The following is a 25,234-nucleotide window of genomic DNA, read 5'->3' on the forward strand; positions in this document are numbered from 1 at the left end:
CGATACAGGCCAGTGGACATCATGGCGGGCTCAGGGCACTCTTGGGTACGCCATGGATCTCGGTAGCCAGACATGCTTAAACGCCTTCTTCTTGTCCTCGCCAGCGCCTCTCTATTGCTCATCAATGGGGCGCGTGCCGCAGAAAATACCGGCACCGATCTGGTGTTGCTGACTGAAAATTTCCCCCCCTACAACATGGCGAAGAACGGCAAGAACTTCGCTCAGGACGAGAACATCAATGGCATCGCCGTGGACATCGTCCGCGAGATGTTTAAACGCGCCGAAGTCACCTACAGCCTGACGTTGCGTTTTCCTTGGGAGCGAATCTACAAGCTCGCCCTGGAGAAGCCCGGTTACGGCGTATTTGTGATGGCGCGGTTGCCGGATCGCGAGAACCTGTTCAAGTGGGTTGGCCCGATCGGGCCGGATGACTGGATCATGCTGGCCAAGGCCGATAGCAAGATCAGCCTTGAGTCGCTGGAGCAGGCGCGCAAATACAAGATCGGCGCCTACAAGGGCGATGCGATTGCCGAGACATTGGCCAGCCAGGGATTGAAGCCGATAGTCGTGCTGCGCGATCAGGACAACGCGAAGAAACTGGTCAGTGGCCAGATCGACCTTTGGGCGACGGGTGATCCTGCCGGCCGTTACCTCGCTCGGCAGGATGGTGTGACTGGTCTCAAGACCGTACTGCGTTTCAACAGTGCCCAACTTTATCTGGCGCTGAACAAAGACGTGTCCGACGAAATCGTCGCCAAGCTTCAGGCCGCGCTGGATCAGTTGCGCAAGGAAGGCGTGGTGGACGACATCATGGCGCGGTATCTCTAGGGCTGTCCAATAAGGTCGGTGCGTATCGATGACGGTTGTCCGGAACGATTGCGAACGTAACTGCACAGCATGACCGGCAATTGTTCTTCGGCGAAGGTGATGCTCTCGGGAACAGGCTTGTAACGAGGGTCATCAATGTCGCCACAGTGCTGACCGTCAGCGGGGGCTGAGTAGAAGAAATTGTGGATGAATTCCGCATGCAAGAGTTCCCAGGTGACGCGGTAATCAGGGCTGATGCTGGGCATCAGCTCGGCGGAGGTCAAATACACCGCGTGGGTAAAAGCATTTTTCAACGATGACAGGGTGAGTGGTTGCTCTTGCGAGGCGGCACCGATGATGCATAGCGCATGTATACCGGGTTGAGGGCCTATATCGTCGTTGATGTAGGCATCTTCGGAGTGAATGGCGTCGCTGTAGTTGCGACGTGTTTGACAGTCTCTGGCGTTGCGCACGGCTTTATAGCGATAGAACGGATCGTCAAGCGAAAACCTGAAATTCCACGTTGGTAAAGTAATTTGTCCAGCAGTGTTTTTTTGCGTGTGCACATAAGGCTTGATGTCCCAAGGCTGCGTAACCGTAAAATTCACAGGCTTGAGTGAACAATCCGGCGCATTGACATCGAAAACACCCGCGATAAAGCACTGATGCAGGAAGTTGGCCGGGTAGCTGTAATTAAAGGTGGCCGCCTGGCAGGCTGCCGTTGTGCAATCAGGCGATGCCTCCTTTTTTAACCTGGCTGCAACTTTGCTGACGATGCCGGTGATTTCATTGGTCTGGCGATCAAGCATCGGGCTTCCAGAGCTACCACCACGCAAATCGCAGAGGTTTTTCATGGCCTGCGAAAATACGCCTGGATGATCAATGAAGGTTCCGGCCGTCTCTTCTGAGCAGGCGCTCAAGCGTAACCCTTTCTCTAGATAGCCCGCGGGTGCACCAAGGTTGAGTACGTCATGGGCTTCGAAGCTTTGATGGCTGGCGAGATTGAGCGGGTTGATACCCTTCTTTATAAGGGTTGCCAGTGAAGTCCCAACCTCGAGTATCGCCAGGTCGGTGCCCACCATGCTGGTCCAGCGAGCAATTCGAACCGGGTAAGTAATGTGATGCTTGGGCGAGTCATGGAAGTAGTTGAAGGTGATGTTCGCTTCGATGGGTTCGTCCGTGCGGGCGGTGCCGTACGCAAAGACAACGCAGTGGCCGGCGGTAATCAGATAGGCCGGCCCCACCGCTTTGCCTTGCCTGTTTCTGGTATCAAGAAGAGCAGCGGTGCAGGACGCGCCGGAGCGGTGAGCAAGGCGTCCGATGCCGCTCCAGATTGCGTATTGGTTGTTACTGTTTTGAAGGGCTTTTGAACCTGAGTTGTTGACAGCGCCTTCTCCCAGGTCTCGTGCGTGTGCAGAGGGGCTCGCGGCCAAGAGGCAGGCAAGTCCCCAGGCGGACAGATGACTAACGCATTTCATGGCCATTCCTTGGTGATGAAATTCAGAGTGAGTCCTATCCTGGCACGCATCATTGTGCCCAGAGAGATAGATAGTTATTGCCTCGAGTGCGCTAATGAAGCCGCGTGGAGCAAGCAGACACCGATCTGGTGCTGCTGACGGAAAACATCCTTGGGCGACGCGTGATCCTGCCGGCCGTTACCTCGCTCGGCAGGATGGTGTGACTGGTCTCAAGACCGTGCTGCGTTTCAACAGTGCCCAACTTTATCTGGCACTGAACTGTCGGAAGAGATAGTCGCCAAGCTTCAGGCTGCGCGGATCAGTTGCGCAAGGAAGGCGTGGTAGACGACTTCATGGCGCGGTATCTGTGACCGTTGTCGGGGCTTGCACCAGGACTGTGTGTACCTGGGAAGTATTAAAATTCCTGTCCTCGATGTAACTGCAAAACGACACCGGAAGAAATTCCAGTGGGATAACGAGTCCATTATCTGTTTGTTCATACTCCCTGCGATCTATATCAGCGCAATTACGTTCGCCAAGGTTGTTATCGTAGAATCGAGTCCAAATGGAACGGGAAGGCTTTTCGAACCAGTCAACAGAAACATATTTCTCTGAGAATCTAAATGTGACAGTTGGTTCAGGTAGTGTGGCGAAAGTCGGTTCGGTTAGCCGGGCAGACAGTATTTGGGTGTTTCTGCGTAATCCGATGCTAGGTCGTTGCTCGGCTGACTCGACACCCACCAGGCAAAGATAATACAAACCTTCCTCTCGACCGATCTCTGCATCAATTTTCGCATTGGCTGTGCTGATCGGGCGGCTATAGTGATCAGGCAAATAACAAGCGTGTGCGTCGCGTACTGTTTTAAAGCGATAAAAAGCGGTGCTCATCGAGAAGTCGACATCCCAGACAGGTGCTTGATCATTGTGGTCAACGGGTTTTCTATGAAGTGTGATGTCAGCGTTTCTTTTGGATTTGAAGTTGAAGTTTGGATTTATTGTGCAAGATTGGGCGTCCGTATTAAAACGTCCATTGGTGAAACAGTAAGAAAGATAGTCAACAGGAAAGCTGTGGCTTGCCTGATCAGGCAAGATGGATTTTTTTTGATTATTTCCACAAAGTGCATGCCAGAAACATAAATCATCCGTTGAGATACCATAAGTCGTTCCGGACAATACACCGATAACTTCTCCTGTCGCTGCATCAAGAACGGGAGACCCTGAAGAGCCTGATGCAATACCCTTGCAGTCGTGCTTCTGGTAATCGGTGTGGACGGCCAAGTGCTTGATCAATGTGGTGTTAGTTGGCTCTAGGGTACAGGTTGACAGCCTGAGGCCGGGGGCGATTCCAGGTGCGCCAGGGACTTGAATCGGGCGCGGTTCTGCAGGCGCTTTAGACGCTAGCTTGAGTGGCGTAATTCCGTCTTTCAGCAGTGTATCCAGCGAGTCGGTCAGTTCCAGGATAGCGACATCAGAACTGGCGAGGCTGGCCCAGTTTATCTTGTGGATGTCGTAACGCTTGGCGCCTTCCATCGTATCGTGGAAAAAGTTGAACTGTACATGGCCGTTGAATGGAGTATCGGCTGCTGTGCCGGAGATGATTGAAGCACAGTGCCCATTGGTCAATAGGTAAGCAGGGCCTGTAGAGGTACCCATGGCGTCGCGAGTATCAAGCAAACTTGCCGTGCAATAGCGGTTGTCATCCTTAAATGTACCTCCAATGCCGTTCCAGTTTGTGTATTGTCCGTCAGCATTACTGAGCAGGACGGGCTCCGGTGGCTCGGGAACAGTGTAGGCGCAAGAGGCTAGGGAGAAGGTGAGTGCTATTAAGGGGATAGTTGTACGTGCAATAGATTTGTAATTCATAACCGATCCTTGGTTGTGAACGTGGATGTTAATAAAGTTGGATGTTGCTGCGGTGCGAAAGAAGTGTAATTGAAGTGGGGGGGAGTTGGTTGTTGATGTGTGTCCGATTGTGAAGAGGTGGCGAGTGGAGGGTGAGTGGGGGTGGTAATTTATCGGCGCTGATTAAGTTTGAAGTTAACTAACTAATTGCAGTGAAATTACTGGGTTTGCGGCAGTCGGTAATGACCGTCCTTCCCATGCGCGGCAGTTGCGCGATTGCCACGCAGGCCGATCATCGACTTGATATCGATCCACTCAATGCCCTGAGCCTTGAGCTTGGGCAGCTCGCGCTCCAGCACCGCCAAGGTTTGCGGATAAGGGTGACCGATCATCACTGCCGAACCCTGTTTGCGCGCCAGGCTGATGGCGGTCTGTAGCTGAGTGAAGATCGCGGCCTCGGTGCGTTCATCATCGAGAAAGACATCTCGCGAGACGCTGGCCAGACCAATCTTCTGCGCCTCGGCGGCGGCGACTGTCTGAGCGCTGGTGCGGCTGTCGACGAAGAGTTTGTGGCGGCGCTGCAACTCGGCCATCAACCACGCCATCGCCACCGGCTGGGCGGTCATGCGGCTGCCCATGTGGTTGTTGATGCCAGCGGTGTACGGCACCTTTTTGAACGCAGCGTTCAGCCGTTTCTCAAGCTCTTCGATGGGCAAGTCGGGATGCCAGGCAAACGGACCGGTGGCCGGGTCCATGGGCATGTGCAGGATGACAATCTTGCCGGCGCGATGAGCCTCGCGGGCGAATTCGGTGGCGTGGGGCGTGTCGGGCATGATCGCCGTGGTGACCGGGCCTGGCAGGGCCAGCACGCGGCGATCCCGGGGCAGGTTCTGCCCCAGGTCATCGATGATCAGAGTGATGTAGGCCTTTTGAGGGGCGGGCGCTGCGTGAGCAACACCCACCAGAAAGCACAGCAGGCCGAGGAGCAACGGCAGGCGCATCTCAGCGGCCGGAGGTGATGCTCAACCCTTTGAGCAGGCTCAAGGCCTGGGCCAATTGGTAGTCATCATCCTGCGGCATGGCCTTGGCTTTGCCGCTGGCGCTGGTCGGTTTGTCGGCGCCGCCGTTGCCATTGCCCAGGTGACCTTGCAGATCGGCTTCCTTGAAGTACTCGCCGTCCTGCTCGTTGGTGATCTTGGCCCTGCGCACTTCGATGTCCGGGACGATGCCCTGAGCCTGGATCGAGCGACCGTTCGGCGTGTAATACAGCGCCGTGGTGATCTTCAGTGCGCGTTCGTTGTTCAGTGGCAGGACGGTTTGTACCGAGCCTTTACCGAAACTGGTGGTACCCATGACCACCGCGCGTTTCTGATCCTGCAAGGCACCGGCGACAATTTCCGAGGCCGAGGCGCTGCCGCCGTTGATCAGCGCGACCATTGGCACGGCTTCGCTCTCGTCCTTGCCGGTGGCGGAGAAGCGCAGCTCGGAGTTGGCGATACGGCCCTTGGTGTAAACGATCAGGCCTTTGGTGATGAAGTGGTCGACCACTTCCACCGCCGCTTGCAGCACGCCGCCCGGGTTGTTACGCAGGTCGAGGATGATGCCTTTGAGCTTCTTGCCGTTGTCCTTGCGCAGCTTGGCCAGGGCCTTGGAGACTTCGTCGCCGGTCTTGACCTGGAACTGGGTGATGCGGATGTAGCCGTAGCCGGACTCCAGCAACTGGCTCTTCACGCTCTTCACTTGAATGATGGCGCGGGCCAGGGTCACGTCGAACGGTGCACCGCCGTCGCGCACCAGGGTCAGGGTGATTTTCTGGCCGATCTTGCCGCGCATCTTGTCCACGGCTTCGGTCATGCTCTGGCCGCGGGTCGGCTGGCCGTTGATCTTGACGATGAAGTCGCCGGCCTGAATGCCAGCCTTGGAGGCCGGAGTGTCATCGATCGGCGAAACCACCTTGATGAAACCGTCTTCGGCGCCCACTTCGATGCCCAGGCCGCCGAATTCGCCGCTGGTGCTTTCCTGCAATTCAGCGAAGTCTTCCGGGCCCAGGTAGGCGGAGTGCGGGTCGAGGTTGCTGAGCATGCCCTTGATGGCGTTTTCCAGCAGGGTCTTGTCGTCCACCGGTTCGACATAGGCAGCCTTGATCCGATCCATGACCTCGGCAAAGGTGCGCAACTCTTCCAGAGGCAACGGCGCCTTGGTGGTCGCAGCAGTGCCCGCAGGCGCGACTGCCGGGGCCGGTTGAGCGGCGAACGCCAGAGGCGCGCCGATCACCAGGGCGATCGTCAGGGCCAGCGAGGTAAGGCGGGACAAATGCAGCATGTCGAACGAACTCCTGAATTAGGTCGCGTGCTTATCCTTGCGCGCGACACCATTGCGTTGGATCACTCGGGTGACCCTGCTGACGAATAGCGAAATACAGCGCTGGTGTGTCCTGCCCGCCACTGCTGCCCACAGTGGAGATGGACTCACCGGCTTTAACCACGTCACCCGCAGACTTGAGCAGCGTCTGGTTGTGACCATAAAGACTCAAAAAACCGTTGCCATGGTCGAGAATCACCAGCAGCCCGGCGCCTCGCAACCAGTCGGCGAATACCACGCGACCGCCATGCACTGCGTGCACCTGGCTGCCGGCGGAGGCGCTGATCATCACGCCGTCCCACTTGGTGCGGGCGTCGTCGCCACGGGTTTCGCCAAAGCGTGCCAGCAGTCGACCATCAACGGGCCAGGGAAGTTTTCCCCGGCTTGAAGCAAAGGGGCCACCAAAGGTCTCGCCTGAGCTTGATACCAGTGCGCCGGGTGTCGATTTAACGGGTTTGCGTGGGGCATCAGTGGCGTCTGCGTCTGCGTCTGCTGCAGCCTGAGCCTCACGTAAACGCTTTTTTTCGGCTTCCTGCTGGGCGATCAGCGCTTTTTGCCGCGCTTCTTCTGCCTCTCGGGCCTGACGGGCCAAGGTTTCTTCAATGGTTTTAAGGACTTTAGACAGGTCTGCCTGATCCTGCTCGCGGGCTGCCAGTTTCTGATCGCGGACCTTCACGTCGTCGCTGAGCTTGGCCAGGACTTGCTGGCGCTCCTTGCGGACTTTGTCGAGTTCGTCGCGCTGGCTGTCGAGGCTGCTTTTCTGCACCAGCAATTGCGCCTGTTGCATGGCGATGTCTTTTTCGACATTGGCCAGTTGGCGCAGGGTTTCGTTGAAACTCTTCAGCTGCTCCAGGCGGGCCTGGCTCAGGTAGTCGTAATAGGTGAGGGTGCGGGCGAATTTTTCCGGGTTCTGTTGGTTGAGCAGCAGCTTCAAGTACTCCTGACGGCCGTTTTGATAGGCCGCGCGGGCCTGAATGGCGATCAGTCGTTGCTGTTCAATCCGCGCGCTCTGGAGTTTTTTTTTCTCGGTATCGAGTCGCTGCAGCTCGGCTTCGCTTTTCTTAAGCTCTTTTTGCAGGGCGTCGACCTGCTTCTCAAGCTTGCCCATCTCGGTCTCGGTGCCCTTGAGGTCTTTTTGCACACCGGATTTTTCTTCCTGGAGCTTGCCCAGCAGTTTTTTCAGCTCGGCAATGTCCTGACGCGTGGCGTCCAACTGTTGTTGGGTTTGCGCGCGCTCGTCAGCAAAGGCCGGTTGGAGCAGGCATGTCAGAGCAAGGGCTATCAGGACGCGAAGCATAGAGGCGGGTGATACCAGGGAAAGGGACAGCCTAGTATGCCCGCCAAGCGCTGCAAAAAAAACGCCCAATTGGGGCTGTGTGATAACCGGAGTAGGTTCGGGGGTGAAAACACCGCAAAACCAATGTGGGAGCGGGCTTGCTCGCGAATGCGGTGTGTCAGTCGACATCAACGTTGACTGACACACCGCATTCGCGAGCAAGCCCGCTCCCACAGGGTTTAGTGGAGTCTGAGAGACCGATTACACCAGAATCGACGTTCCGGTCATTTCGGTCGGTTTCTCGAGGCCCATCAGCATCAGCATGGTCGGTGCCACATCCGCCAGCACGCCGCCGTCGCGAACCTTGAAGTCACGCTTGCCGACATAGATGAACGGCACCGGTTCGGTGGTGTGGGCGGTATGCGCCTGGCCGGTGGACTCGTCGGCCATCTGCTCGACGTTGCCGTGGTCGGCGGTGATCAGCGCTTCGCCGCCGACTTTTTCCAGCGCATCGACGATGCGGCCGACGCACAGGTCGAGGCATTCAACAGCTTTTACGGCCGCATCGAACACGCCGCTGTGGCCGACCATATCGCCGTTGGCGTAGTTGACTACGATCACGTCGTAACGCTGGTTTTCGATGGCATCGACGATGCGGTCGGTGACTTCCGGGGCGCTCATCTCGGGCTGCAAGTCATAGGTGGCGACTTTTGGCGACGGGATCAGGATGCGTTCTTCGCCCGGGAACGGTTCTTCACGGCCGCCGGAGAAGAAGAAGGTCACGTGGGCATACTTCTCGGTTTCGGCGATGCGCAGCTGGGTCTTGCCGTTTTTCGCCAGGTAGTCGCCCAGTACGTTATCCAGGCTGCCCGCGGCGAAGGCCGATGGCGCGGGAATGCTGGCGGCGTACTGGGTCAGCATGACGAAGCCGGCCAGTTTTGGCTGGCGGGCACGTTCGAATTCCTTGAAATCGTCTTCGACGAACACGCGGGTCAGTTCGCGGGCGCGGTCGGCGCGGAAGTTCATGAACACCACGGCATCGCCGTCTTCGACTTTCACCGGCTCACCGATGCTGGTGGCTTTGACGAATTCGTCGCTCTCGCCGCGTTCGTACGCGGCTTGCAGGCCTTCCTGAGCGGTGGCGGCGTTGAATTCGCCGTTGCCATCGACAATCAGGTTGTAAGCCTGGGACACGCGGTCCCAGCGGTTGTCGCGGTCCATGGCGAAGTAGCGGCCGACAATGCTGGCGATCCGGCCTTTGCCGAGGGCCTGGAAGGCCGCATCCAGCAGTTCGATGGACGACTGGGCGCTTTTCGGCGGCGTGTCGCGACCATCAAGAAAGGCGTGCAGATAGATTTTTTCGGCGCCGCGCTTGAAAGCCAGTTCGGCCATGGCAACCAGGTGATCCTGGTGGCTGTGAACGCCGCCATCGGACAGCAGGCCCATGAAGTGCACGGCTTTGCCGGCAGCAACGGCTTTATCGACAGCGGCGCAGATGGTCGGATTCTCGAAGAACTCGCCGTCGCGGATCGATTTGGTCGCGCGTGTGAAGTCCTGATACACCACGCGGCCGGCGCCGAGGTTCATGTGGCCGACTTCGGAGTTGCCCATCTGGCCATCCGGCAGCCCGACGTCCATACCGCTGCCCGAGATCAGGCCATTCGGCACGGTGGCCCACAGACGGTCCAGCACGGGCTTCTTCGCCGCAAAGATGGCGTTGGATTCAGGGCTCTCACTGTGACCGAAGCCGTCGAGAATAATCAGGACCAAAGGTTTAGGCGTGGTAGTCATGGATTCCACTCGTGGCTGAGTTAAAAGAGTGCGATGGAAAAGGGAGTGGCAGTTTAAAGGCAAGTTCAATCCACGTCACCGCCGGACGGGGTTTGGCCCACCATAGTGGCTGTGTATACTGGCCGACATTTTAACGCCCTGGAACCTCCTTCGATGGTTGCTCACCTGATTGAATTTGCCACTAACCACTATCTGCTCGTCGGTATCTTCGTCGTACTGCTGGCGTTGCTGATCGCTTATCAGATGCAAGGCGGCGGCCGCAGCCTGAGCACCGGTGAACTGACCGGGCTGGTCAACAAGGACGCGGGCGTTGTGATCGACATTCGTTCGACCAAGGACTTCGCCGCCGGTCACATTGTTGGCGCAGTGAACATTCCTCACGACAAACTGACCGCTCGCGTCGGCGAACTGGATAAGCACAAGGCCAAGACCATCATCCTGGTCGACGCCATGGGCCAGACTGCTGGCACTCATGCCCGCGAACTGATGAAGTCCGGCTTCACCGCCGCCAAGCTCTCCGGCGGTATTTCCAGCTGGAAAGGCGACAACCTGCCGCTGGTGAAGTGATATGAGCAACGTCGTCGTCTATTCCAGCGATTACTGCCCTTACTGTTCTCGAGCCAAGTACTTGCTCGAGAACAAAGGCGTGGCCTTCGAAGAGATCAAGGTCGATGGCAAGCCGCAGGTGCGTGCCGCCATGGCTCAGAAGGCCGGACGTACGTCCGTGCCGCAGATCTGGATCGGCGAGCGCCACATTGGTGGCTGTGATGATTTGTTTGCCCTTGAGCGCGCCGGCAAGCTCGACGCCATGCTCAAGGCCTGAACGCCTTCCCTGTAAGACCCCAAGATCAGAAAGGATCTGAGATGACTGACCAACAGAACACTGCAGCTAGCGAAGAAGAAACCGCACCGCAATTCTCCTTGCAGCGCATCTACGTACGTGACTTGTCCTTCGAAGCCCCGAAAAGCCCGGCCATCTTCCGCCAGCAGTGGGAACCGAGCGTCGGTCTGGATCTGAACACCCGTCAAAAGTCTCTGGAAGGCGACTTCCACGAAGTCGTGCTGACCTTGTCCGTCACCGTGAAAAACGGCGACGAAGTAGCGTTCATTGCTGAAGTGCAACAGGCCGGGATCTTCCTGATCAAGAACCTCGACGACGCTTCGATGAGCCATACCCTCGGCGCGTTCTGCCCGAACATCCTGTTCCCGTACGCTCGCGAAACCCTGGACAGCCTGGTCACCCGCGGTTCGTTCCCGGCCCTGATGCTGGCCCCGGTGAACTTCGACGCGCTGTACGCACAAGAACTGCAACGCATGCAGGCTGCGGGCGAGACTCCAACCGTTCAATAAGCGGTCTGAGCGTCGAAGCAAGTCCAATGTGGGAGCGGGCTTGCTCGCGAAAGCGGTGTAACAGTCAACGAAGATGTTGAATGTTATGGCCCCTTCGCGAGCAAGCCCGCTCCCACATTTGTTATGTGGTGTTATTTGAACCCGAGCTGGCGCCAGCCTTCGTACACGGCGACCGCCACGGTGTTCGACAGGTTCAGACTGCGGCAGCCTTCACGCATCGGCAGGCGCAGGCGCTGTTCGCCGGGCAGGGCATCGAGCACTTCCGCCGGCAAACCACGGCTTTCCGGGCCGAACAGGAACGCATCGCCCTCGGCGAAGCTGGCATCGTGGAACGGCCGCGAGCCCTTGGTGGTGAAGGCGAACAACCGAGGATGACCGAGGCTTTCCAGACAGCTGGCGAGGTCTGCGTGGCGCTGCAGGGTGGCATACTCGTGGTAATCGAGGCCGGCCCGGCGCAGACGCTTGTCGTCCATCTCGAAGCCCAGCGGTTCGATCAAATGCAGGTGGCAGCCACTGTTGGCGCACAGCCTGATAACGTTGCCGGTATTCGGCGGAATTTCTGGTTGGAAAAGGATGACGTGAAACATGCACGGCTCCGAAGGTAAAGATGAGCGGCATTCTACGCCTGAAGCAGACCCACGTTCGAAGCTATTCCCGCGAGTGATGGCTTCGCTGGCGATTGTCGGGGTGATGGTGGGGCTGATGATCGGTCGCCTGACCACGCCCGATCCCAGCGAATTGCAGCAGGTCGAGGTCACGAACGATGGGCTGGTGGTGTGGTTCAACAACGAGCCCAAGGCTCACGGCGAGTTCGTCGACGGTAGCCTCGCGCTGCTGTTCGAGGCTGAAGGCAAGGCGCAGAAAGGCCAGCTCAAGCTCAACGACAAGAACGTGAACTGGCGGGTGCGTTTGAGTGATGGTGGATTGTTGCTGACGGTGGTGGCGGCCCGGCCACTGCAGGGCGAGTGGGTCGGTAGCGAAGTCGATGACCGCTGGCGGCTGGAGATCCATCTCCGAGAGCAATAAAAGAGGGAATCCCCGGCCTGCCTGTACCAAGGTCCCCAAAACGGCAGGGCTCGCGCATTGCGTCGTGAGCCCGGTGTAAAGAAGGAACCCCTGACCTGCCTGTATCAAGGGCCCCAAAACAGCTTGGGCTCGTCGCTATTAGCGGTGTGAGCCCGATATAAAGAGGGGAATCCCCGGCCTGCCTGTACCAAGGTCCCCGAAACCGGGTAGTGAACTGAATCACTGAATGGACTATTGCAGGGGGCGTGCCAGGTTTTAACAAGTTGAAACTGAATGTCGCGCTGAAACGTCGAAAGCCCCGTATTTCGGGGCTTTCGTGTTTTTTCGATTGGGGTTCGATTGCGAACGTGGGCGGGATTTCGAAGCTGCTTTCGTGCGCGATTGCGGTTCACGGTGCATTGCGGCGGTGCACGGAGGGGCTCGCGGTGCAGCCTGGAAATGGGACTGACCCTGAATCGACCCCTCACCCTAACCCTCTCCCTGAGGGAGAGGGGACTGACCGAGTAGTACTTTCGAGTTACATTGCAGTGGTCTAATTTCCCCGGACACCCCGATAGGTGGAAAATGCACCTATTGAGGAGTTCTCCATGACCGACAAACGTAAAGTATTCGACGACAGCTTCAAGCTGGAAGTTGTAAAGATGATCAAGGACCAGGGCCTGAGTGTTTCACAGGTTTGTCGTGATCTTGATATTGGTGATACGGCCGTTCGACGCTGGGTACAACAGTATGAGGCCGAGAAGTTGGGACAAGCCGGGATCGGCAAGCCGCTGACCTCTGAGCAACAGCGTATTCGTCAGTTGGAGCAAGAAAACCGTCAACTCAAGATGGATAACGATGTATTAAAAAAAGCCACCGCCTTCTTTGCCCGCGAGCTGAAGTAACGTACCGCTTGGTTCGGCAGCTGCAACAGAAGGCTTATTCGGTGGCGTATGTGTGTCGTTTGTTGGGGGTTAGTCGATCCGGCTTCTACGAGGCCAACAAGCGCGCTGAGGCTCCTGCATCGATCTGCCCCGTTGCTCTGCAACTCAAGGCGTCGTTTGCTGAAAGTGGCGGCTGCTATGGCAGTCGCCCATTGCGTAAAGCGTTACGTGCAAAGGGTATGGAAGTAGGCATTTACAAGATTCGCCGCATGATGCGCGTCAACGGCCTGCGTTCGGCCTGGAAGCGTAAATTTGTGCACACCACCGACAGCAAACATGACCTGCCGATTGCTGAAAATGTATTGAACCGCCAATTTGAACCCGAGGCGGCGAACAAGGCCTGGGTAGCAGACATTACCTACATCCGAACCCGCAGTGGCTGGTTGTATCTGGCTGTGGTGCTGGACTTGTTCTCACGCAAGGTAGTGGGCTGGTCAATGGCGCCGAACATGCCCGCTGAACTGGTGTGCAGTGCAATGCAGCTGGCGGTTGCTCAACGTCAACCGCCACCCGGCTTGATCGCCCACTCGGATCGCGGCAGCCAGTACGCGAGTGCGAGCTACAGAGCGCTGCTGGCAAGAAGTGACATGCAGCAAAGCATGAGCCGTAAAGGTAACTGCTGGGATAACGCAGTGATGGAGCGCTTCTTCCTGAGCTTGAAAATGGAGCGGGTATGGCGACGTGATTACGCCAACCATGGCGAGGCGATACGCGACATCACTGAGTACATCGTTGGGTTTTACAACAACGAACGGCTGCACTCGAAACTGGGATATCTGCCACCGACAGTTTATGAACGGGCGATGGCATCAAAATCACCTATCGAGGTGTCCGGAATTAGTTGACCACGACACATCGACCTGATAGTCCGAGTCGAACTCAGGTTTTGAAAAGCATGGAGATCGGCTCCCTTTCCCCTCTCCCTGTAGGGAGAGGGCTGGGGTGAGGGGATGGTTCTCGAAGACGACTACGACTTCGAGTGAATTAAGCATTAACCCTCTTCCCCCTCATCATCATCCCCACCATCAACCTTCATCCCCAATTCCTTGATCTTGCGCGTCAGGGTATTACGCCCCCAGCCCAGCAAAACGGCGGCATCGCGGCGGCGGCCGGCGGTGTGTTTGAGGGCGGTTTCGATCATGATCCGCTCGAACGCCGGTACAGCGCTGTCAAGCAGGCTCGACTGACCGCGAGCCAGCGCCTGATCGGCCCACTGGCGCAGCGCTTGCTCCCAGTTGGTCACTGGCGTCGAATCCTGCGGCAGGTTCAGCAGCTCCGGCGGCAGGTCGCTGATGTGCACTTCGCGACCCGAAGCCATCACCGTGATCCAGCGGCAGGTGTTCTCCAGCTGACGCACGTTGCCGCCCCACGGCAGGTTCTTCAGGTATTCCTCGGTTTCGCTTTTCAGCAGCTTCGGCTCCACCGCCAGTTCTTGCGCGGCCCGGCTGAGGAAGTGCTTGGCCAGGGTCGGGATGTCTTCGCGACGGTCCGACAGCCGTGGAATATGGATGCGGATCACGTTGAGGCGGTGGAACAAGTCCTCACGGAATTTCCCGGCGTGCACCAGGGTTTCCAGATTCTGGTGAGTCGCGGCGATGATTCGCACATCGACCTTCACCGGCACATGGCCGCCGACGCGGTAGAACTCGCCGTCCGCCAACACCCGCAGCAAACGAGTCTGGGTGTCTGCCGGCATGTCGCCGATTTCATCGAGGAACAGCGTGCCGCCGTCAGCCTGTTCAAAGCGCCCGCGACGCAGGTTGGCCGCGCCAGTGAACGCGCCTTTCTCATGGCCGAACAGCTCGGATTCCATCAGGTCTTTCGGGATCGCCGCCATGTTCAGCGCAATGAACGGCGAAGCCGCCCGTGGGCTGTGACGGTGCAGCGCGTGTGCCACCAACTCTTTACCGGTACCGGATTCACCGTTGATCAGCACAGTGATGTTGGAGTGGCTCAAGCGCCCGATGGCGCGAAACACTTCCTGCATCGCCGGCGCTTCACCGATGATTTCCGGGGTGCGGGTCAGGGCGACCGGGACTTCCAGGCCTTGCTGTTCCTGGGCGTGCTGGTTCGCGCGTTTGACCAGCGACACCGCTTCGTCAACGTCGAACGGTTTTGGCAGGTATTCAAACGCGCCGCCCTGATAGGACGCGACAGCGCTGTCCAGATCGGAGTGAGCGGTCATGATAATGACCGGCAGCCGTGGGTGTTGTTCGCGAATCCGCGCCAGAAGGTCCAGACCACTGGCACCCGGCATGCGGATGTCGGAGATGATCACGTCCGGCTGCTGGCGCGCCAGGCGGCTCATCACGCCATCGGCGCTGTCGAAGCTTTGCGTGGTCATGCCTTCTTGCTGCAAGGCTTTTTCCAGGACCCAACGGATAGAACGGTCGTCATCGACGATCCACACGGTTTCACTACGGCTCATGTCGATGTGGCTCCTTGTTCCAGTGGCAGAAAGATCGAGAAGGTGGTGTGGCCTGGATGGCTGTCACATTCGATCAGGCCCTGGTGCTGGCTGATGATGTTCTGGGTAATGGCCAGGCCCAGCCCGGTACCGTCCGGGCGGCCGCTGACCATCGGAAAGAAGATGGTTTCCTGCAACTCCGCGGGAATGCCCGGGCCGTTGTCGATGATTTCGATCTTGGTCACCAGGCGATGACGCACATGGCCGATAGTGAACTGGCGCATGGCGCGGGTACGCAGGCTGATGCGGCCCAGGCGCAGCTCGTTCTGGCTGCTGATGGCCTGCATCGCATTGCGCACGATGTTCAGCACGGCCTGAATCATCTGTTCGCGGTCGATCAACACGTCGGGAATGCTTGGGTCGTAGTCGCGCACCAATGTGATGCAGCCCTGGCTTTCGGCCTCCACCAGGTGACAGACGCGCTCCAGCACTTCATGGACATTGCACATGGCCAGCGATGGCAACTTGTTGGAACCGAGCATGCGATCGACCAGATTGCGCAGGCGGTCGGCCTCTTCAATGATCACGTTGGTGTAGTCGCGCAGGCTTTCTTCCGGCAGTTCGCGGGCGAGCAATTGCGCCGCGCCGCGAATCCCGCCCAGAGGATTCTTGATTTCGTGAGCGAGGCCGCGCACCAACATCTTGCTGGTTTCCTGCTTCGACAGCTGCGCCTCTTCCTTGGTGATCCGCAGCAAGCGGTCACGGGGGTGGACTTCCAGCAGCAGCATCGTGGCGCCGTTGGCCAGGATGGGCGTTACCGCGTAGTCGACGGTCAGGGTCTGGCCGGTGAGGGCGGTGAGCATCGCTTCGCGCTTGGTGAACGGATGTGCCTGCTCGACCGCCTGGCGCAGGGAGTTCAGCGCCTCGGTGGACTCGGTGAACAACTCGCTGATGAACTGCCCATGGCTGCGCTGACCGCTAATGGCCAGGAGCATCTCCGCTGCCGGGTTCATGTACTCGAGGCGCAGTTCGGCGTCGAGCAGAATGGTGGCGGTGGTCAGGTTGTCGAGTAGCAAGCGGTGTAGTGCGTCGCTAATGGTCATCAGGACCTCTTTTGGAGCGGAGCGTGCGCAAGAATCAAGCGCTGATACAAGGAAAATGCAAAAACCAAACCAAGGCTCCGAAAAGAAGCGTTAAAGGCCTGAAACGGGCGTTTGACGCTCGTTTTCGTGGCGTTCTGCCAGCTTTGACGGGTACTTTCGAACCAAAATGGGTTGGGATGTGAGTACGGTGCAACCAATTGCACCAATATAGTGCGCAAACCTGAGCGGCGTTAGAAGAAGCGCAGGAAGGGATTTTTTTCTTCTGCTGGTTTGTCTTTGAGCGGACATTCCGGCCGTTGGCCGTAATCGGGGAGGGCGCAGGGTTTGACCTGACGCTTCTGCGCGAGGGAGATGCGCAGCATGTGGAACGGCTGGTTGGCTGTGCGCTCGACCGTGCGGCCCTGCTCGTCGAGAATTTCCACGGAGAGGTTATGGCTGCCGCGGTCGATGTTGCTCAGGGCGAACACCGGGCTCAGGCCGGGATCTGCGGTAGGTTGGCCGTCGAGTAGCAATCGGTAGCGATGGCCACGTTGCAGGCCGGGTTCGCTGGTGACGCTGACGATAATCTCGCCAGCGCTGCTGCGTACCGTGGCGTCTGGCTCTGGTACCAGGACTCTCAGCATGTCGTAGTGGAACAGTGGTTTTGTTTCGGCCTTTTTTCCAGCCATCACCGGTGCTGCGCCGCCAGGGTTGGCGGACATGCGGTTACTCGTCGCCAGCGGCACGCGCTTGGCGTTGCCGGAGCCTGGCTGGTCGGTGTAGACCCGATTGCCCTGGGCGTCGACGTAGGTGAACACCTCGGCCCTCACCGGCAGGGCGATCAAGCATGCGATCAGCAACCACAGCCTCACGGCTTATGCACCCGTTGCACGGTGAATGTCACGGTGGGGCTTTGCTGCACGAGGTTTTCCCCGTCGATCACCTGCACCGCAAGGCTGCGTGTGCCGCGATCAATATTGACCAGTTGCAGGATCGGCACGTTGCTCGGCTGGCCGTAAGGTTGATCGTCCAGCAACAGCCTGAACAGATGCGGGCCTTGCAGGCGGGGTTTGATCAGCACGTTGACGGTGAAGGTGCCGTTGTTGGCACGCAGCGCTTCGGTAGTGGGCAAGTTGGTCAGCTCCAACACCTCGTAAGCGCTATGCGGCTGTTCGCGGCTGGTGGCTTCGACAGGTGGCGCAGAAGGGGCTTGGGGCTCGACACTGTTAAGCGGCGGCAACTCGACCGGCTGAGCCTTCACGCCATCGGGCGGTTGGTTGCTGTAGGCGGTGTTGCCGTCGGCGTCGGTGTACTTATAGATCTGCGCTGCGGCGGGCAGGGCGATCAGCAGCAACATCAGTAGAAAACCACGACCCATAAAATTGACCGGAAGCGAAGGCGTTGGGTTGCAGCATAGGTCAGGGGCGCGAGTTAGCCCAACTCCTCAACATCCGCTCACATAAACGCCCCGTTCGCCTTGCCAGCAATCAACTGCTGAAATTAAGCATGCGTTGCTTCTTCTCGGGTGCCGCTGGTGGCTTTGGGCAGCCCTCGGGGCCGGGGAATGTCTGCTGCCCGGTTTCGTCATAAAGTACCGTGCAGCCAACCGGACCTTTATCATAAAAAGCCCGGCTCTTGACCACACCGTTGCGGTGATAACACAGCTGTTCACCGGTCAAGTCGCCGCCCCACTCGTAGTTCTTGAATTGCTGTTGGTTGACGGTCATCCAGCTGAAGCCTACCGAGTTCTTCTGGCACTCAATCTGCCCGTTGTCGTAGTAGGTACGGTCGGTAATCTGGTCGTTGTCGCCGATGATTCTCTCGCGAGTCTTGCGACCGGTTTCGTAGTTGTATTCAACGGAAGCCTGTCTATCTCCGTAGAGGAAGTTGGTCTCCCATGACAGCTTTCCGTGAGTAAAGTAGCGAGATATGCCGCAGCGGCCGATGGTAGGACCGTCCTTGTCGTAACGGCACCAGTTGGATTCTTCATAGAGCACCTCGTTTTCGTCGTAGCCCTTCATCAGGCCGACAAATCGCCCCAGTTCGAAGCGTCCGACGGTGGCTGGTGTGCCGTCGCGAAGGAAGGTCAGGTACGGGCCTTCGCGCAGGTCGTTGTGCCAGGAAATATCGTTGAGCAGTACCTTGCCGTCTTCGCTGTAGCCCAGTGAACGGCCTTCCAGCTTGCCGTTTTCGTACTGCTGCGAGTATTGCAACTGGCCGTCGGGGCCATAGCCTTCGCGAGTACCGGACAACACATCCGCCTTGTAGTGCTCGATCTTGCTTAGTACGCCGTTAGTGTCGGTATCGCGCAGTTCGCCCTCTTTTTTGCCGGCGACGAAGTTCACATTTTGGGTATGACCCTTGTCAGCCTTTAGCTTCCACGGACCACTTTTCAGGCCATCTTCGTAGTTACCTGTGCCGGCTTCAGTAACCCATGGGCCTTCGCGTTTATCGTCGCGGTAGTTGCCGCGTTCAATCGTGCCATTGATACGCTGCTCACTCGGGCCGTTGAGTTTGTCGTGAATGTAAGTAGAAAAACCGCTGACATCCGACTCGCCTTCCTCGCTCGACAGCACCCAGCGGCCTTCGCGCAAGTCATTCTGGTATTCGCCCGTATGGGTTTGCCCGTCAATCGTCTCAGTCCATTGACCCTGGCGTTTACCGTCTACATAGGTTCCCCCGGACGAATACTGGAAACCTTTGGTGAACGACCAATTGCCCGTGCGTGCGCCGTGGCTGTAGGCGCCTTGGGCGGTAATGGCGCCGAAGTTATAAGCGACGGAGGCGCCGTCTTCGCTGCCGCTGAAGGTCGCCGGATTGGTTTCCCAGGCCATGCGACTGACCTGATAGTTGTAAAGCGTGCGGCTGCCATCGTTGATTGAGGTGTCGATGCCACGCCAGAAGGTTGCGGTCAAAAAGCGGCCGTCTTTTTCTTGAAAGGTCTTTTTATAGTAGTGCTGCCCAGTGCCGGGAGAGGTGATGCCAAGAGGTTGGGTGCGCTCATCGAAATAGCCAACCAGTGTCCCTTGGGTGAGGTCGAGTTGGTCGAACTCAGGTATGCCTGATTCTTCATAGTAGAAGCGGTAATTAAGTGGCGTGAGCTTGGCCAATGCCTTCTTGATCGCCAGGGCGTCGAGGTTTTTCTGGCCGGCGGTCATGCGGTCTAGGGCCTTTTGCAGGCCGTTGACTCGACTGTAGAGATGATCGTTGGCGTCGTATTTGTAGGCGTGGACCTTGTACTGCGCCTGTTGCCTGAACAGCACGAACCGGGTCGGGACTTCGCTGTCCAGTGGCATCAGGAATACCGACTCGATCGACGCTGCGCCGAAATCATCCAGCAGTTGTGGTTGTTCATTCCCGCTATCGCAAAGGCAGTAATAACCTTTAACGCCGCCCGCCTCTTTGATGAATGCGAGGGTAGCCGAGCTTTCCTGAAGGCCCTGGATCAGCGGATGAGCCAATGACTTGCCATCGTAAAACGGCGCCGCGTTGACGGCCGTGCAACCAAAGCCAGCCATCAGGGCGAGTAACCACAACCACTTCATACGAATCCTTTCGTCAAGGCGCCGGGCAGGGCGCGAGAGCGGCGGATTATCCATGGATGTGTGTCCGGGGGAAACGAGCGCCCACAAAAAAGGCCTCCCGAAGGAAGCCTCTCTTTTGTCACGCCGCTTGCGCAGGCGCTACTGGATCAGCAGCTGTAGTACAGCTCGTATTCCAGTGGGTGTACGAAGGTACGAACCTTGATTTCTTCTTCGCTTTTCAGGGCGATGTAAGCGTCGATGAAGTCGTCGCTGAAAACGCCGCCCTTGGTCAGGAACGCACGACCTTTGTCCAGCTCTTCCAGGGCTTCTTTCAGGCTGCCGCAAACTTGTGGGATCTCTTTCGCCTCTTCAGGCGGCAGGTCATACAGGTTTTTGTCAGCAGCGTCGCCAGGGTGGATCTTGTTCTGGATACCGTCCAGGCCGGCCATTACCAGGGCAGCGAAGGCCAGGTACGGGTTGGCTGCCGGATCCGGGAAGCGAGCCTCGATACGGCGAGCGCGAGGGCTGGACACGTAAGGAATACGGATCGAAGCGGAACGGTTACGAGCCGAGTAGGCCAGCATTACCGGAGCTTCGAAACCTGGGACCAGACGCTTGTAGGAGTTGGTCGACGGGTTGGTGAAGCCGTTCAGCGCCTTGCCGTGCTTGATGATGCCGCCGATGAAGAACAGAGCGGTGTCGGACAGGCCGGCATAGCCTTCGCCAGCGAAGGTGTTCTTGCCATCTTTGGCGATGGACAGGTGAACGTGCATACCCGAACCGTTGTCGCCGTACAGTGGCTTAGGCATGAAGGTCGCGGTGCGGCCGTATGCATCAGCAACGTTGTGTACGCAGTACTTCAGGGTTTGAACTTCGTCAGCCTTGGCCACCAGGGTGTTGAACTTCACACCGATTTCGTTCTGGCCGGCAGTTGCCACTTCGTGGTGGTGAACTTCGATGACCAGGCCCATTTCTTCCATGGCGTTGCACATGGAGGTACGGATTTCGTGGTCGTGGTCGAACGGTGGAACCGGGAAGTAGCCGCCTTTGACGCCTGGACGGTGGCCTTTGTTGCCGCCTTCCACGTCCTGGTCGGACATCCACGAACCTTGTTCGGAGTAGATCTTGAACATCGAGCCGGAGATATCGGACTTGAACTTCACTTGGTCGAAGATGAAGAATTCAGGCTCTGGACCGACAAATACGGTGTCGCCGATACCGGTCGACTTCAGGTATTCCTCGGCACGCTTGGCGATCGCACGTGGGTCACGGTCGTAGCCTTGCATGGTCGAAGGCTCGATCACGTCGCAAACCAGGATCAGGGTTGGCTCTTCGGTGAACGGGTCGAGAACGGCAGTGCTGTCGTCCGGCATCAGGATCATGTCGGAGGCTTCGATGCCTTTCCAGCCAGCGATGGAGGAACCGTCGAACATTTTGCCTTCTTCGAAGAAAGCTTCATCCAGCGCGTCGCGAGCCGGCATGGTCACGTGGTGCTGAGTGCCTTTGGTGTCCGTGAAGCGCAGATCAATCCACTTGACGTCATGATCTTTGATGAGTTGAACCGACTTCGACATAGTGTCCTCCGGGTGGCTTCGGGCTTAGTAGTGGATGCCCTTAGAATGTGGGTGATGCCGGCGCGAATACTCTGCCAAGGCAACCTGCCTCACAAGGGAGCAAATTGCATGCCAGTGCCCCACCATGGGTTTTTTGCCCCAATTTCACGCTTATAAAGGTGCAAGGCGCAGCAAAGCTGGAAATAGCGCCCCGTAATGTAGCGTCAAATCCAACAAATGACCCGTTTTGGTGCGCGCAAAACCTTCTGCACATTAACTGGTTAAACCTTGAGCAATTTCCGCTATAATCCGCGCCCCCCTTTTTCGGCTGGCCCAGCGCGCGCTGTTTTCATGAAACTAATCGTAAAAGTCTTCCCCGAGATCACCATCAAGAGCCGCCCGGTACGGATGCGTTTCATCCGCCAGTTGGCCAAAAACATCCGTACCGTGCTCCGCGACCTGGACCCGGCTGTGGTGGTGAACGGTGTGTGGGACAATCTCGAGCTGGAGACCCGCGTCAGCGAGCCCAAAGCCCTGAAGGACATGACCGAGCGCCTGAGCTGCATGCCGGGCATCGCGCATTTCCTGCAAGTCGATGAATACCCGTTGGGCGACTTCGACGACATCGTCACCAAGTGCAAACAGCACTTCGGTGACGCGTTGGCCGGGAAGATCTTTTCGGTGCGCTGCAAGCGTGCCGGCAAGCATGAATTCAGTTCGATGGACGTCGAGAAATACGTCGGCAGCCAACTGCGTCGTCAGTGCGGCGCCGCCGGAATCTCGCTGAAAACGCCTGCAATCGAAGTTCGCCTCGAAATTCGCGACAAACGGTTGTTCGTGATCCACAGCCAGCACAACAGCATCGGCGGTTATCCGCTGGGTGCCCTGGAACAGACACTTGTGCTGATGTCCGGCGGTTTCGATTCCACTGTTGCTGCTTACCAGATCATGCGCCGTGGGCTGATGAGCCATTTCTGCTTCTTCAATCTGGGCGGACGAGCCCATGAACTGGGCGTTATGGAAGTCGCGCACTTCATCTGGAAGAAGTACGGCAGCTCCCAGCGCGTGTTATTTGTGAGTGTGCCGTTCGAGGAAGTACTGGGAGAAATTCTCGGGAAAGTCGATAACAGTCATATGGGCGTAGTTTTGAAGCGTATGATGTTGCGCGCTGCTTCCCGTATTGCCGATCGGCTGGACATCGATGCGCTGGTCACCGGCGAAGCGATTTCCCAGGTGTCGAGCCAGACGCTGCCGAACCTGTCCGTGATCGACTGCGTGACCGACAAGCTGGTCTTGCGTCCGCTGATCGCCAGTCACAAGCAGGACATCATCGACCTGGCCAACGAAATCGGTACTGCCGACTTCGCCAAGCACATGCCGGAATACTGCGGGGTCATCTCGGTGAACCCCAAGACCCACGCCAAGCGTCCACGCGTGGAGTACGAAGAACAACAGTTCGACATGGCAGTACTTGAGCGTGCGCTCGAGAACGCCAAACTGGTGCCGATCGATCGCGTGATCGACGAATTGGGCCAGGATGTGCAGATCGAAGAAGTCAGCGAAGCGCTGGCTGGTCAGATCGTCATCGACATCCGTCACCCGGATGCCGCTGAAGACGACCCGCTGGGCCTCGTTGGCATTGAGGTACAAACGATGCCGTTTTATGCATTGAACGCTCGTTTCAAGGAACTGGACCCTACTCGCCAGTACCTGCTGTATTGCGACAAAGGCGTGATGAGTCGCCTGCATGCCCACCATTTGCTCAGTGAGGGGCATGCCAATGTGCGCGTTTATCGACCGAGCTAAGTGCCCGGGGCTGTTTGCCTGTGGCCTGCGTCACCGGCCCCCCGACGCCGCCGTCAAGCTGTAACGGCTTTGCCGGACTCTACTGTTAATCGCTGCCAAGACTTGTCAGCACACCGAATCCTCTGATCGAGATACACAAGTGATCGAAAATCTACGCAACATCGCCATCATTGCTCACGTTGACCATGGTAAAACCACCCTGGTAGACAAACTCTTGCGTCAATCCGGCACCCTGGAGCGCAACGAGCTCAACGACGAGCGCGTGATGGACTCCAACGACCAGGAGAAAGAACGCGGTATTACCATTCTGGCGAAAAACACCGCCATCAACTGGAACGGCCACCACATCAACATCGTGGACACCCCGGGCCACGCCGACTTCGGCGGCGAAGTTGAACGCGTAATGTCGATGGTTGACTCCGTTCTGCTGCTGGTTGACGCTCAAGACGGCCCTATGCCGCAAACCCGTTTCGTGACCAAGAAGGCTTTCGAAGCCGGCCTGCGTCCAATCGTGGTCATCAACAAGGTTGACCGTCCAGGCGCGCGTCCGGACTGGGTTCTGGACCAGATCTTCGACCTGTTCGACAACCTCGGTGCTACCGAAGAACAGCTGGACTTCAAAGTTGTCTACGCCTCGGCCCTGAACGGCATTGCCGGTCTGGAACACACCGACATGGCTGAAGACATGACCCCGCTGTACCAGGCGATCATTGACCACGTACCGGCTCCACAAGTTGACCGTGACGGTCCGTTCCAGATGCAAATCTCGGCACTGGACTACAACAGCTTCCTGGGTGTTATCGGCGTTGGCCGTATCGCCCGTGGTCGCGTCAAGCCGAACACTCAAGTTGTGGCTATCGACGCCGACGGCAAGCGCCGTAACGGTCGTATCCTGAAGCTGATGGGTCACCACGGTCTGCACCGTATCGACGTTGACGAAGCAGCTGCCGGCGACATCGTCTGCATCAGCGGCTTCGACCAGCTGTTCATCTCCGACACTCTGTGCGACCCACTGAACGTCGAAGCGATGAAGCCGCTGACCGTTGACGAACCAACTGTTTCCATGACCTTCCAGGTTAACGACTCGCCGTTCTGCGGTCGTGAAGGCAAGTTCGTCACCAGCCGTAACATCAAGGAACGTCTGGACAAAGAACTGCTCTACAACGTTGCTCTGCGCGTTGAAGAAGGCGACACCGCCGACAAGTTCAAAGTCTCCGGCCGTGGTGAGTTGCACCTCTCGGTACTGATCGAAACCATGCGTCGCGAAGGCTTCGAAATGGGTGTTGGTCGTCCGGAAGTGATCATCCGCATGGTTGACGGCGTCAAGCACGAACCGTACGAAAACGTGACCATCGACCTGCCAGAAGAATCGCAAGGTTCGATCATGGAACAGATCGGTATCCGTAAAGGCGACCTGACCAACATGGTTCCGGATGGCAAGGGCCGTGTGCGCCTTGAGTACAACATCCCGGCTCGTGGCTTGATCGGTTTCCGTAACGAGTTCCTGACCCTGACCTCCGGTGCAGGCATCCTGACCTCGATCTTCGATCGTTACGACGTGATGAAGTCCGGCGACATGTCCGGCCGTCAGAACGGCGTGCTGGTTTCGGTTGCTACCGGTAAGGCTCTGACTTACTCGCTGGAAACCCTGCAAGCTCGCGGCAAACTGTTCCTGGGTCACGGTGAAGACGTGTACGAAGGTCAAATCGTCGGCATCAACAGCCGCGACAACGACCTGGGCGTTAACCCAACCAAAGGCAAGAAGCTCGACAACATGCGTGCTTCGGGTAAAGACGAAACCATCGCTCTGGTTCCGCCTATCCGTTTCACCCTGGAACAAGCTCTTGAGTTCGTGCAAGAAGACGAACTGTGCGAAGTCACTCCTAAGTCCATCCGTCTTCGTAAGAAGATCCTGGGCGAAAGCGAGCGTACCCGCGCTGCCAAGAAAGCCGGTAACTGAGTTTCGACTTAGTTAGCAGCTAAAAAAACGCCCCCGACCGCAAGGTCGGGGGCGTTTTTGTTTGTCTGG

At 57.7% G+C, this 25,234-nt stretch carries 21 protein-coding genes and 1 pseudogene; 9 read left to right on the plus strand and 13 right to left on the minus strand.

The window, feature by feature from the left end:
- Window positions 1–72: 72 nt before the first annotated feature.
- Window positions 73–828, plus strand: coding sequence for a substrate-binding periplasmic protein (locus QFX16_RS01600; RefSeq protein ID WP_283182563.1), 756 nt, complete (start codon window positions 73–75; stop codon window positions 826–828).
- On the opposite strand, the gene QFX16_RS01605 is transcribed toward QFX16_RS01600, so the two are convergent.
- Window positions 825–2,285 (minus strand): trypsin-like serine peptidase, encoded by a 1,461-nt coding sequence (locus QFX16_RS01605; protein WP_283182564.1) that lies wholly within the window; start codon window positions 2,283–2,285, stop codon window positions 825–827. The genes QFX16_RS01600 and QFX16_RS01605 overlap by 4 nt on opposite strands.
- Window positions 2,286–2,436: 151 nt before the next feature.
- On the opposite strand from QFX16_RS01605, the pseudogene QFX16_RS01610 reads away from it, so the two are divergent.
- Window positions 2,437–2,635 (plus strand): annotated as a pseudogene (locus tag QFX16_RS01610) (amino acid ABC transporter substrate-binding protein); the annotation flags it as partial.
- On the opposite strand, the gene QFX16_RS01615 reads toward QFX16_RS01610, so the two are convergent.
- The 5 genes from QFX16_RS01615 to gpmI form a co-directional block, all read right to left on the minus strand.
- The gene (locus QFX16_RS01615; RefSeq protein WP_283182565.1) at window positions 2,616–4,127 is read right to left on the minus strand and encodes a trypsin-like serine peptidase; all 1,512 of its coding nucleotides are present in this window, start codon (window positions 4,125–4,127) and stop codon (window positions 2,616–2,618) included. The pseudogene QFX16_RS01610 and the gene QFX16_RS01615 overlap by 20 nt on opposite strands.
- Before the next feature lie 197 nt (window positions 4,128–4,324).
- Window positions 4,325–5,107 (minus strand): divergent polysaccharide deacetylase family protein, encoded by a 783-nt coding sequence (locus QFX16_RS01620; protein ID WP_283182566.1) that lies wholly within the window; start codon window positions 5,105–5,107, stop codon window positions 4,325–4,327.
- Between the two features lies 1 nt (window position 5,108).
- The gene (locus tag QFX16_RS01625; protein WP_283182567.1) at window positions 5,109–6,428 is read right to left on the minus strand and encodes a S41 family peptidase; all 1,320 of its coding nucleotides are present in this window, start codon (window positions 6,426–6,428) and stop codon (window positions 5,109–5,111) included.
- Between the two features lie 31 nt (window positions 6,429–6,459).
- Window positions 6,460–7,764 (minus strand): murein hydrolase activator EnvC family protein, encoded by a 1,305-nt coding sequence (locus QFX16_RS01630; protein WP_283182568.1) that lies wholly within the window; start codon window positions 7,762–7,764, stop codon window positions 6,460–6,462.
- 240 nt (window positions 7,765–8,004) lie between these two features.
- A complete protein-coding gene (gpmI, locus tag QFX16_RS01635) occupies window positions 8,005–9,534 on the minus strand; it encodes a 2,3-bisphosphoglycerate-independent phosphoglycerate mutase (protein WP_283182569.1) in 1,530 nt (509 codons plus the stop codon).
- A 153-nt stretch (window positions 9,535–9,687) separates the two neighbouring features.
- Between gpmI and QFX16_RS01640 the strand changes: the two genes are divergently transcribed.
- Genes QFX16_RS01640 through secB form a run of 3 tightly spaced genes read left to right on the plus strand, consistent with a single transcriptional unit; the run spans window position 9,688 to window position 10,884 of the window.
- A complete protein-coding gene (locus tag QFX16_RS01640) occupies window positions 9,688–10,101 on the plus strand; it encodes a rhodanese-like domain-containing protein (protein ID WP_283182570.1) in 414 nt (137 codons plus the stop codon).
- Between the two features lies 1 nt (window position 10,102).
- On the plus strand, window positions 10,103–10,357 hold the full coding sequence (grxC, locus tag QFX16_RS01645) for a glutaredoxin 3 (protein ID WP_010464569.1): 255 nt from the start codon (window positions 10,103–10,105) through the stop codon (window positions 10,355–10,357).
- A 41-nt stretch (window positions 10,358–10,398) separates the two neighbouring features.
- The gene (gene secB / locus QFX16_RS01650) at window positions 10,399–10,884 is read left to right on the plus strand and encodes a protein-export chaperone SecB (RefSeq protein WP_150656772.1); all 486 of its coding nucleotides are present in this window, start codon (window positions 10,399–10,401) and stop codon (window positions 10,882–10,884) included.
- Between the two features lie 131 nt (window positions 10,885–11,015).
- Here secB and QFX16_RS01655 read toward each other — a convergent pair whose 3' ends face one another.
- Window positions 11,016–11,471: a tRNA (cytidine(34)-2'-O)-methyltransferase gene (locus QFX16_RS01655; RefSeq protein ID WP_007949025.1), complete on the minus strand. Its 456-nt coding sequence runs from the start codon at window positions 11,469–11,471 to the stop codon at window positions 11,016–11,018.
- Here QFX16_RS01655 and QFX16_RS01660 point away from each other — a divergent pair.
- Both QFX16_RS01660 and QFX16_RS01665 read left to right on the plus strand, forming a co-directional pair.
- On the plus strand, window positions 11,470–11,910 hold the full coding sequence (locus QFX16_RS01660; protein WP_283182571.1) for a hypothetical protein: 441 nt from the start codon (window positions 11,470–11,472) through the stop codon (window positions 11,908–11,910). The genes QFX16_RS01655 and QFX16_RS01660 overlap by 2 nt on opposite strands.
- Window positions 11,911–12,497: 587 nt before the next feature.
- Window positions 12,498–13,678, plus strand: a protein-coding gene (locus QFX16_RS01665) for an IS3 family transposase (RefSeq protein WP_283180883.1) whose coding sequence is annotated in 2 segments (ribosomal slippage) — window positions 12,498–12,753 and window positions 12,753–13,678 — 1,182 coding nt in all. Because the reading frame shifts where the segments join, the coding sequence is not laid out codon by codon here.
- A 146-nt stretch (window positions 13,679–13,824) separates the two neighbouring features.
- On the opposite strand, the gene ntrC is transcribed toward QFX16_RS01665, so the two are convergent.
- From ntrC to glnA, 6 genes are all read right to left on the minus strand, one after another.
- Window positions 13,825–15,261 (minus strand): nitrogen regulation protein NR(I), encoded by a 1,437-nt coding sequence (ntrC, locus tag QFX16_RS01670; protein WP_283182572.1) that lies wholly within the window; start codon window positions 15,259–15,261, stop codon window positions 13,825–13,827.
- On the minus strand, window positions 15,258–16,343 hold the full coding sequence (gene glnL, locus QFX16_RS01675) for a nitrogen regulation protein NR(II) (RefSeq protein WP_008024908.1): 1,086 nt from the start codon (window positions 16,341–16,343) through the stop codon (window positions 15,258–15,260). Before glnL ends, ntrC begins: the two co-directional genes overlap by 4 nt.
- Before the next feature lie 230 nt (window positions 16,344–16,573).
- A complete protein-coding gene (locus tag QFX16_RS01680; RefSeq protein ID WP_283182573.1) occupies window positions 16,574–17,194 on the minus strand; it encodes a DUF4124 domain-containing protein in 621 nt (206 codons plus the stop codon).
- Window positions 17,191–17,700: a DUF4124 domain-containing protein gene (locus QFX16_RS01685; protein WP_283182574.1), complete on the minus strand. Its 510-nt coding sequence runs from the start codon at window positions 17,698–17,700 to the stop codon at window positions 17,191–17,193. Before QFX16_RS01685 ends, QFX16_RS01680 begins: the two co-directional genes overlap by 4 nt.
- A 109-nt stretch (window positions 17,701–17,809) precedes the next feature.
- Window positions 17,810–19,867, minus strand: a complete 2,058-nt coding sequence (locus QFX16_RS01690) for a toxin-antitoxin system YwqK family antitoxin (protein WP_283182575.1) — start codon at window positions 19,865–19,867, stop codon at window positions 17,810–17,812.
- 146 nt (window positions 19,868–20,013) lie between these two features.
- Window positions 20,014–21,420, minus strand: coding sequence for a glutamate--ammonia ligase (glnA, locus tag QFX16_RS01695; RefSeq protein ID WP_283182576.1), 1,407 nt, complete (start codon window positions 21,418–21,420; stop codon window positions 20,014–20,016).
- Window positions 21,421–21,750: 330 nt separating this feature from the next.
- On the opposite strand from glnA, the gene thiI reads away from it, so the two are divergent.
- A complete protein-coding gene (thiI, locus tag QFX16_RS01700) occupies window positions 21,751–23,205 on the plus strand; it encodes a tRNA uracil 4-sulfurtransferase ThiI (RefSeq protein ID WP_283182577.1) in 1,455 nt (484 codons plus the stop codon).
- 139 nt (window positions 23,206–23,344) lie between these two features.
- Window positions 23,345–25,165, plus strand: coding sequence for a translational GTPase TypA (typA, locus tag QFX16_RS01705; protein WP_283182578.1), 1,821 nt, complete (start codon window positions 23,345–23,347; stop codon window positions 25,163–25,165).
- Window positions 25,166–25,234 lie beyond the last annotated feature (69 nt).

The organism is Pseudomonas svalbardensis (genome assembly GCF_030053115.1).
Taxonomy (GTDB): domain Bacteria; phylum Pseudomonadota; class Gammaproteobacteria; order Pseudomonadales; family Pseudomonadaceae; genus Aquipseudomonas; species Aquipseudomonas svalbardensis.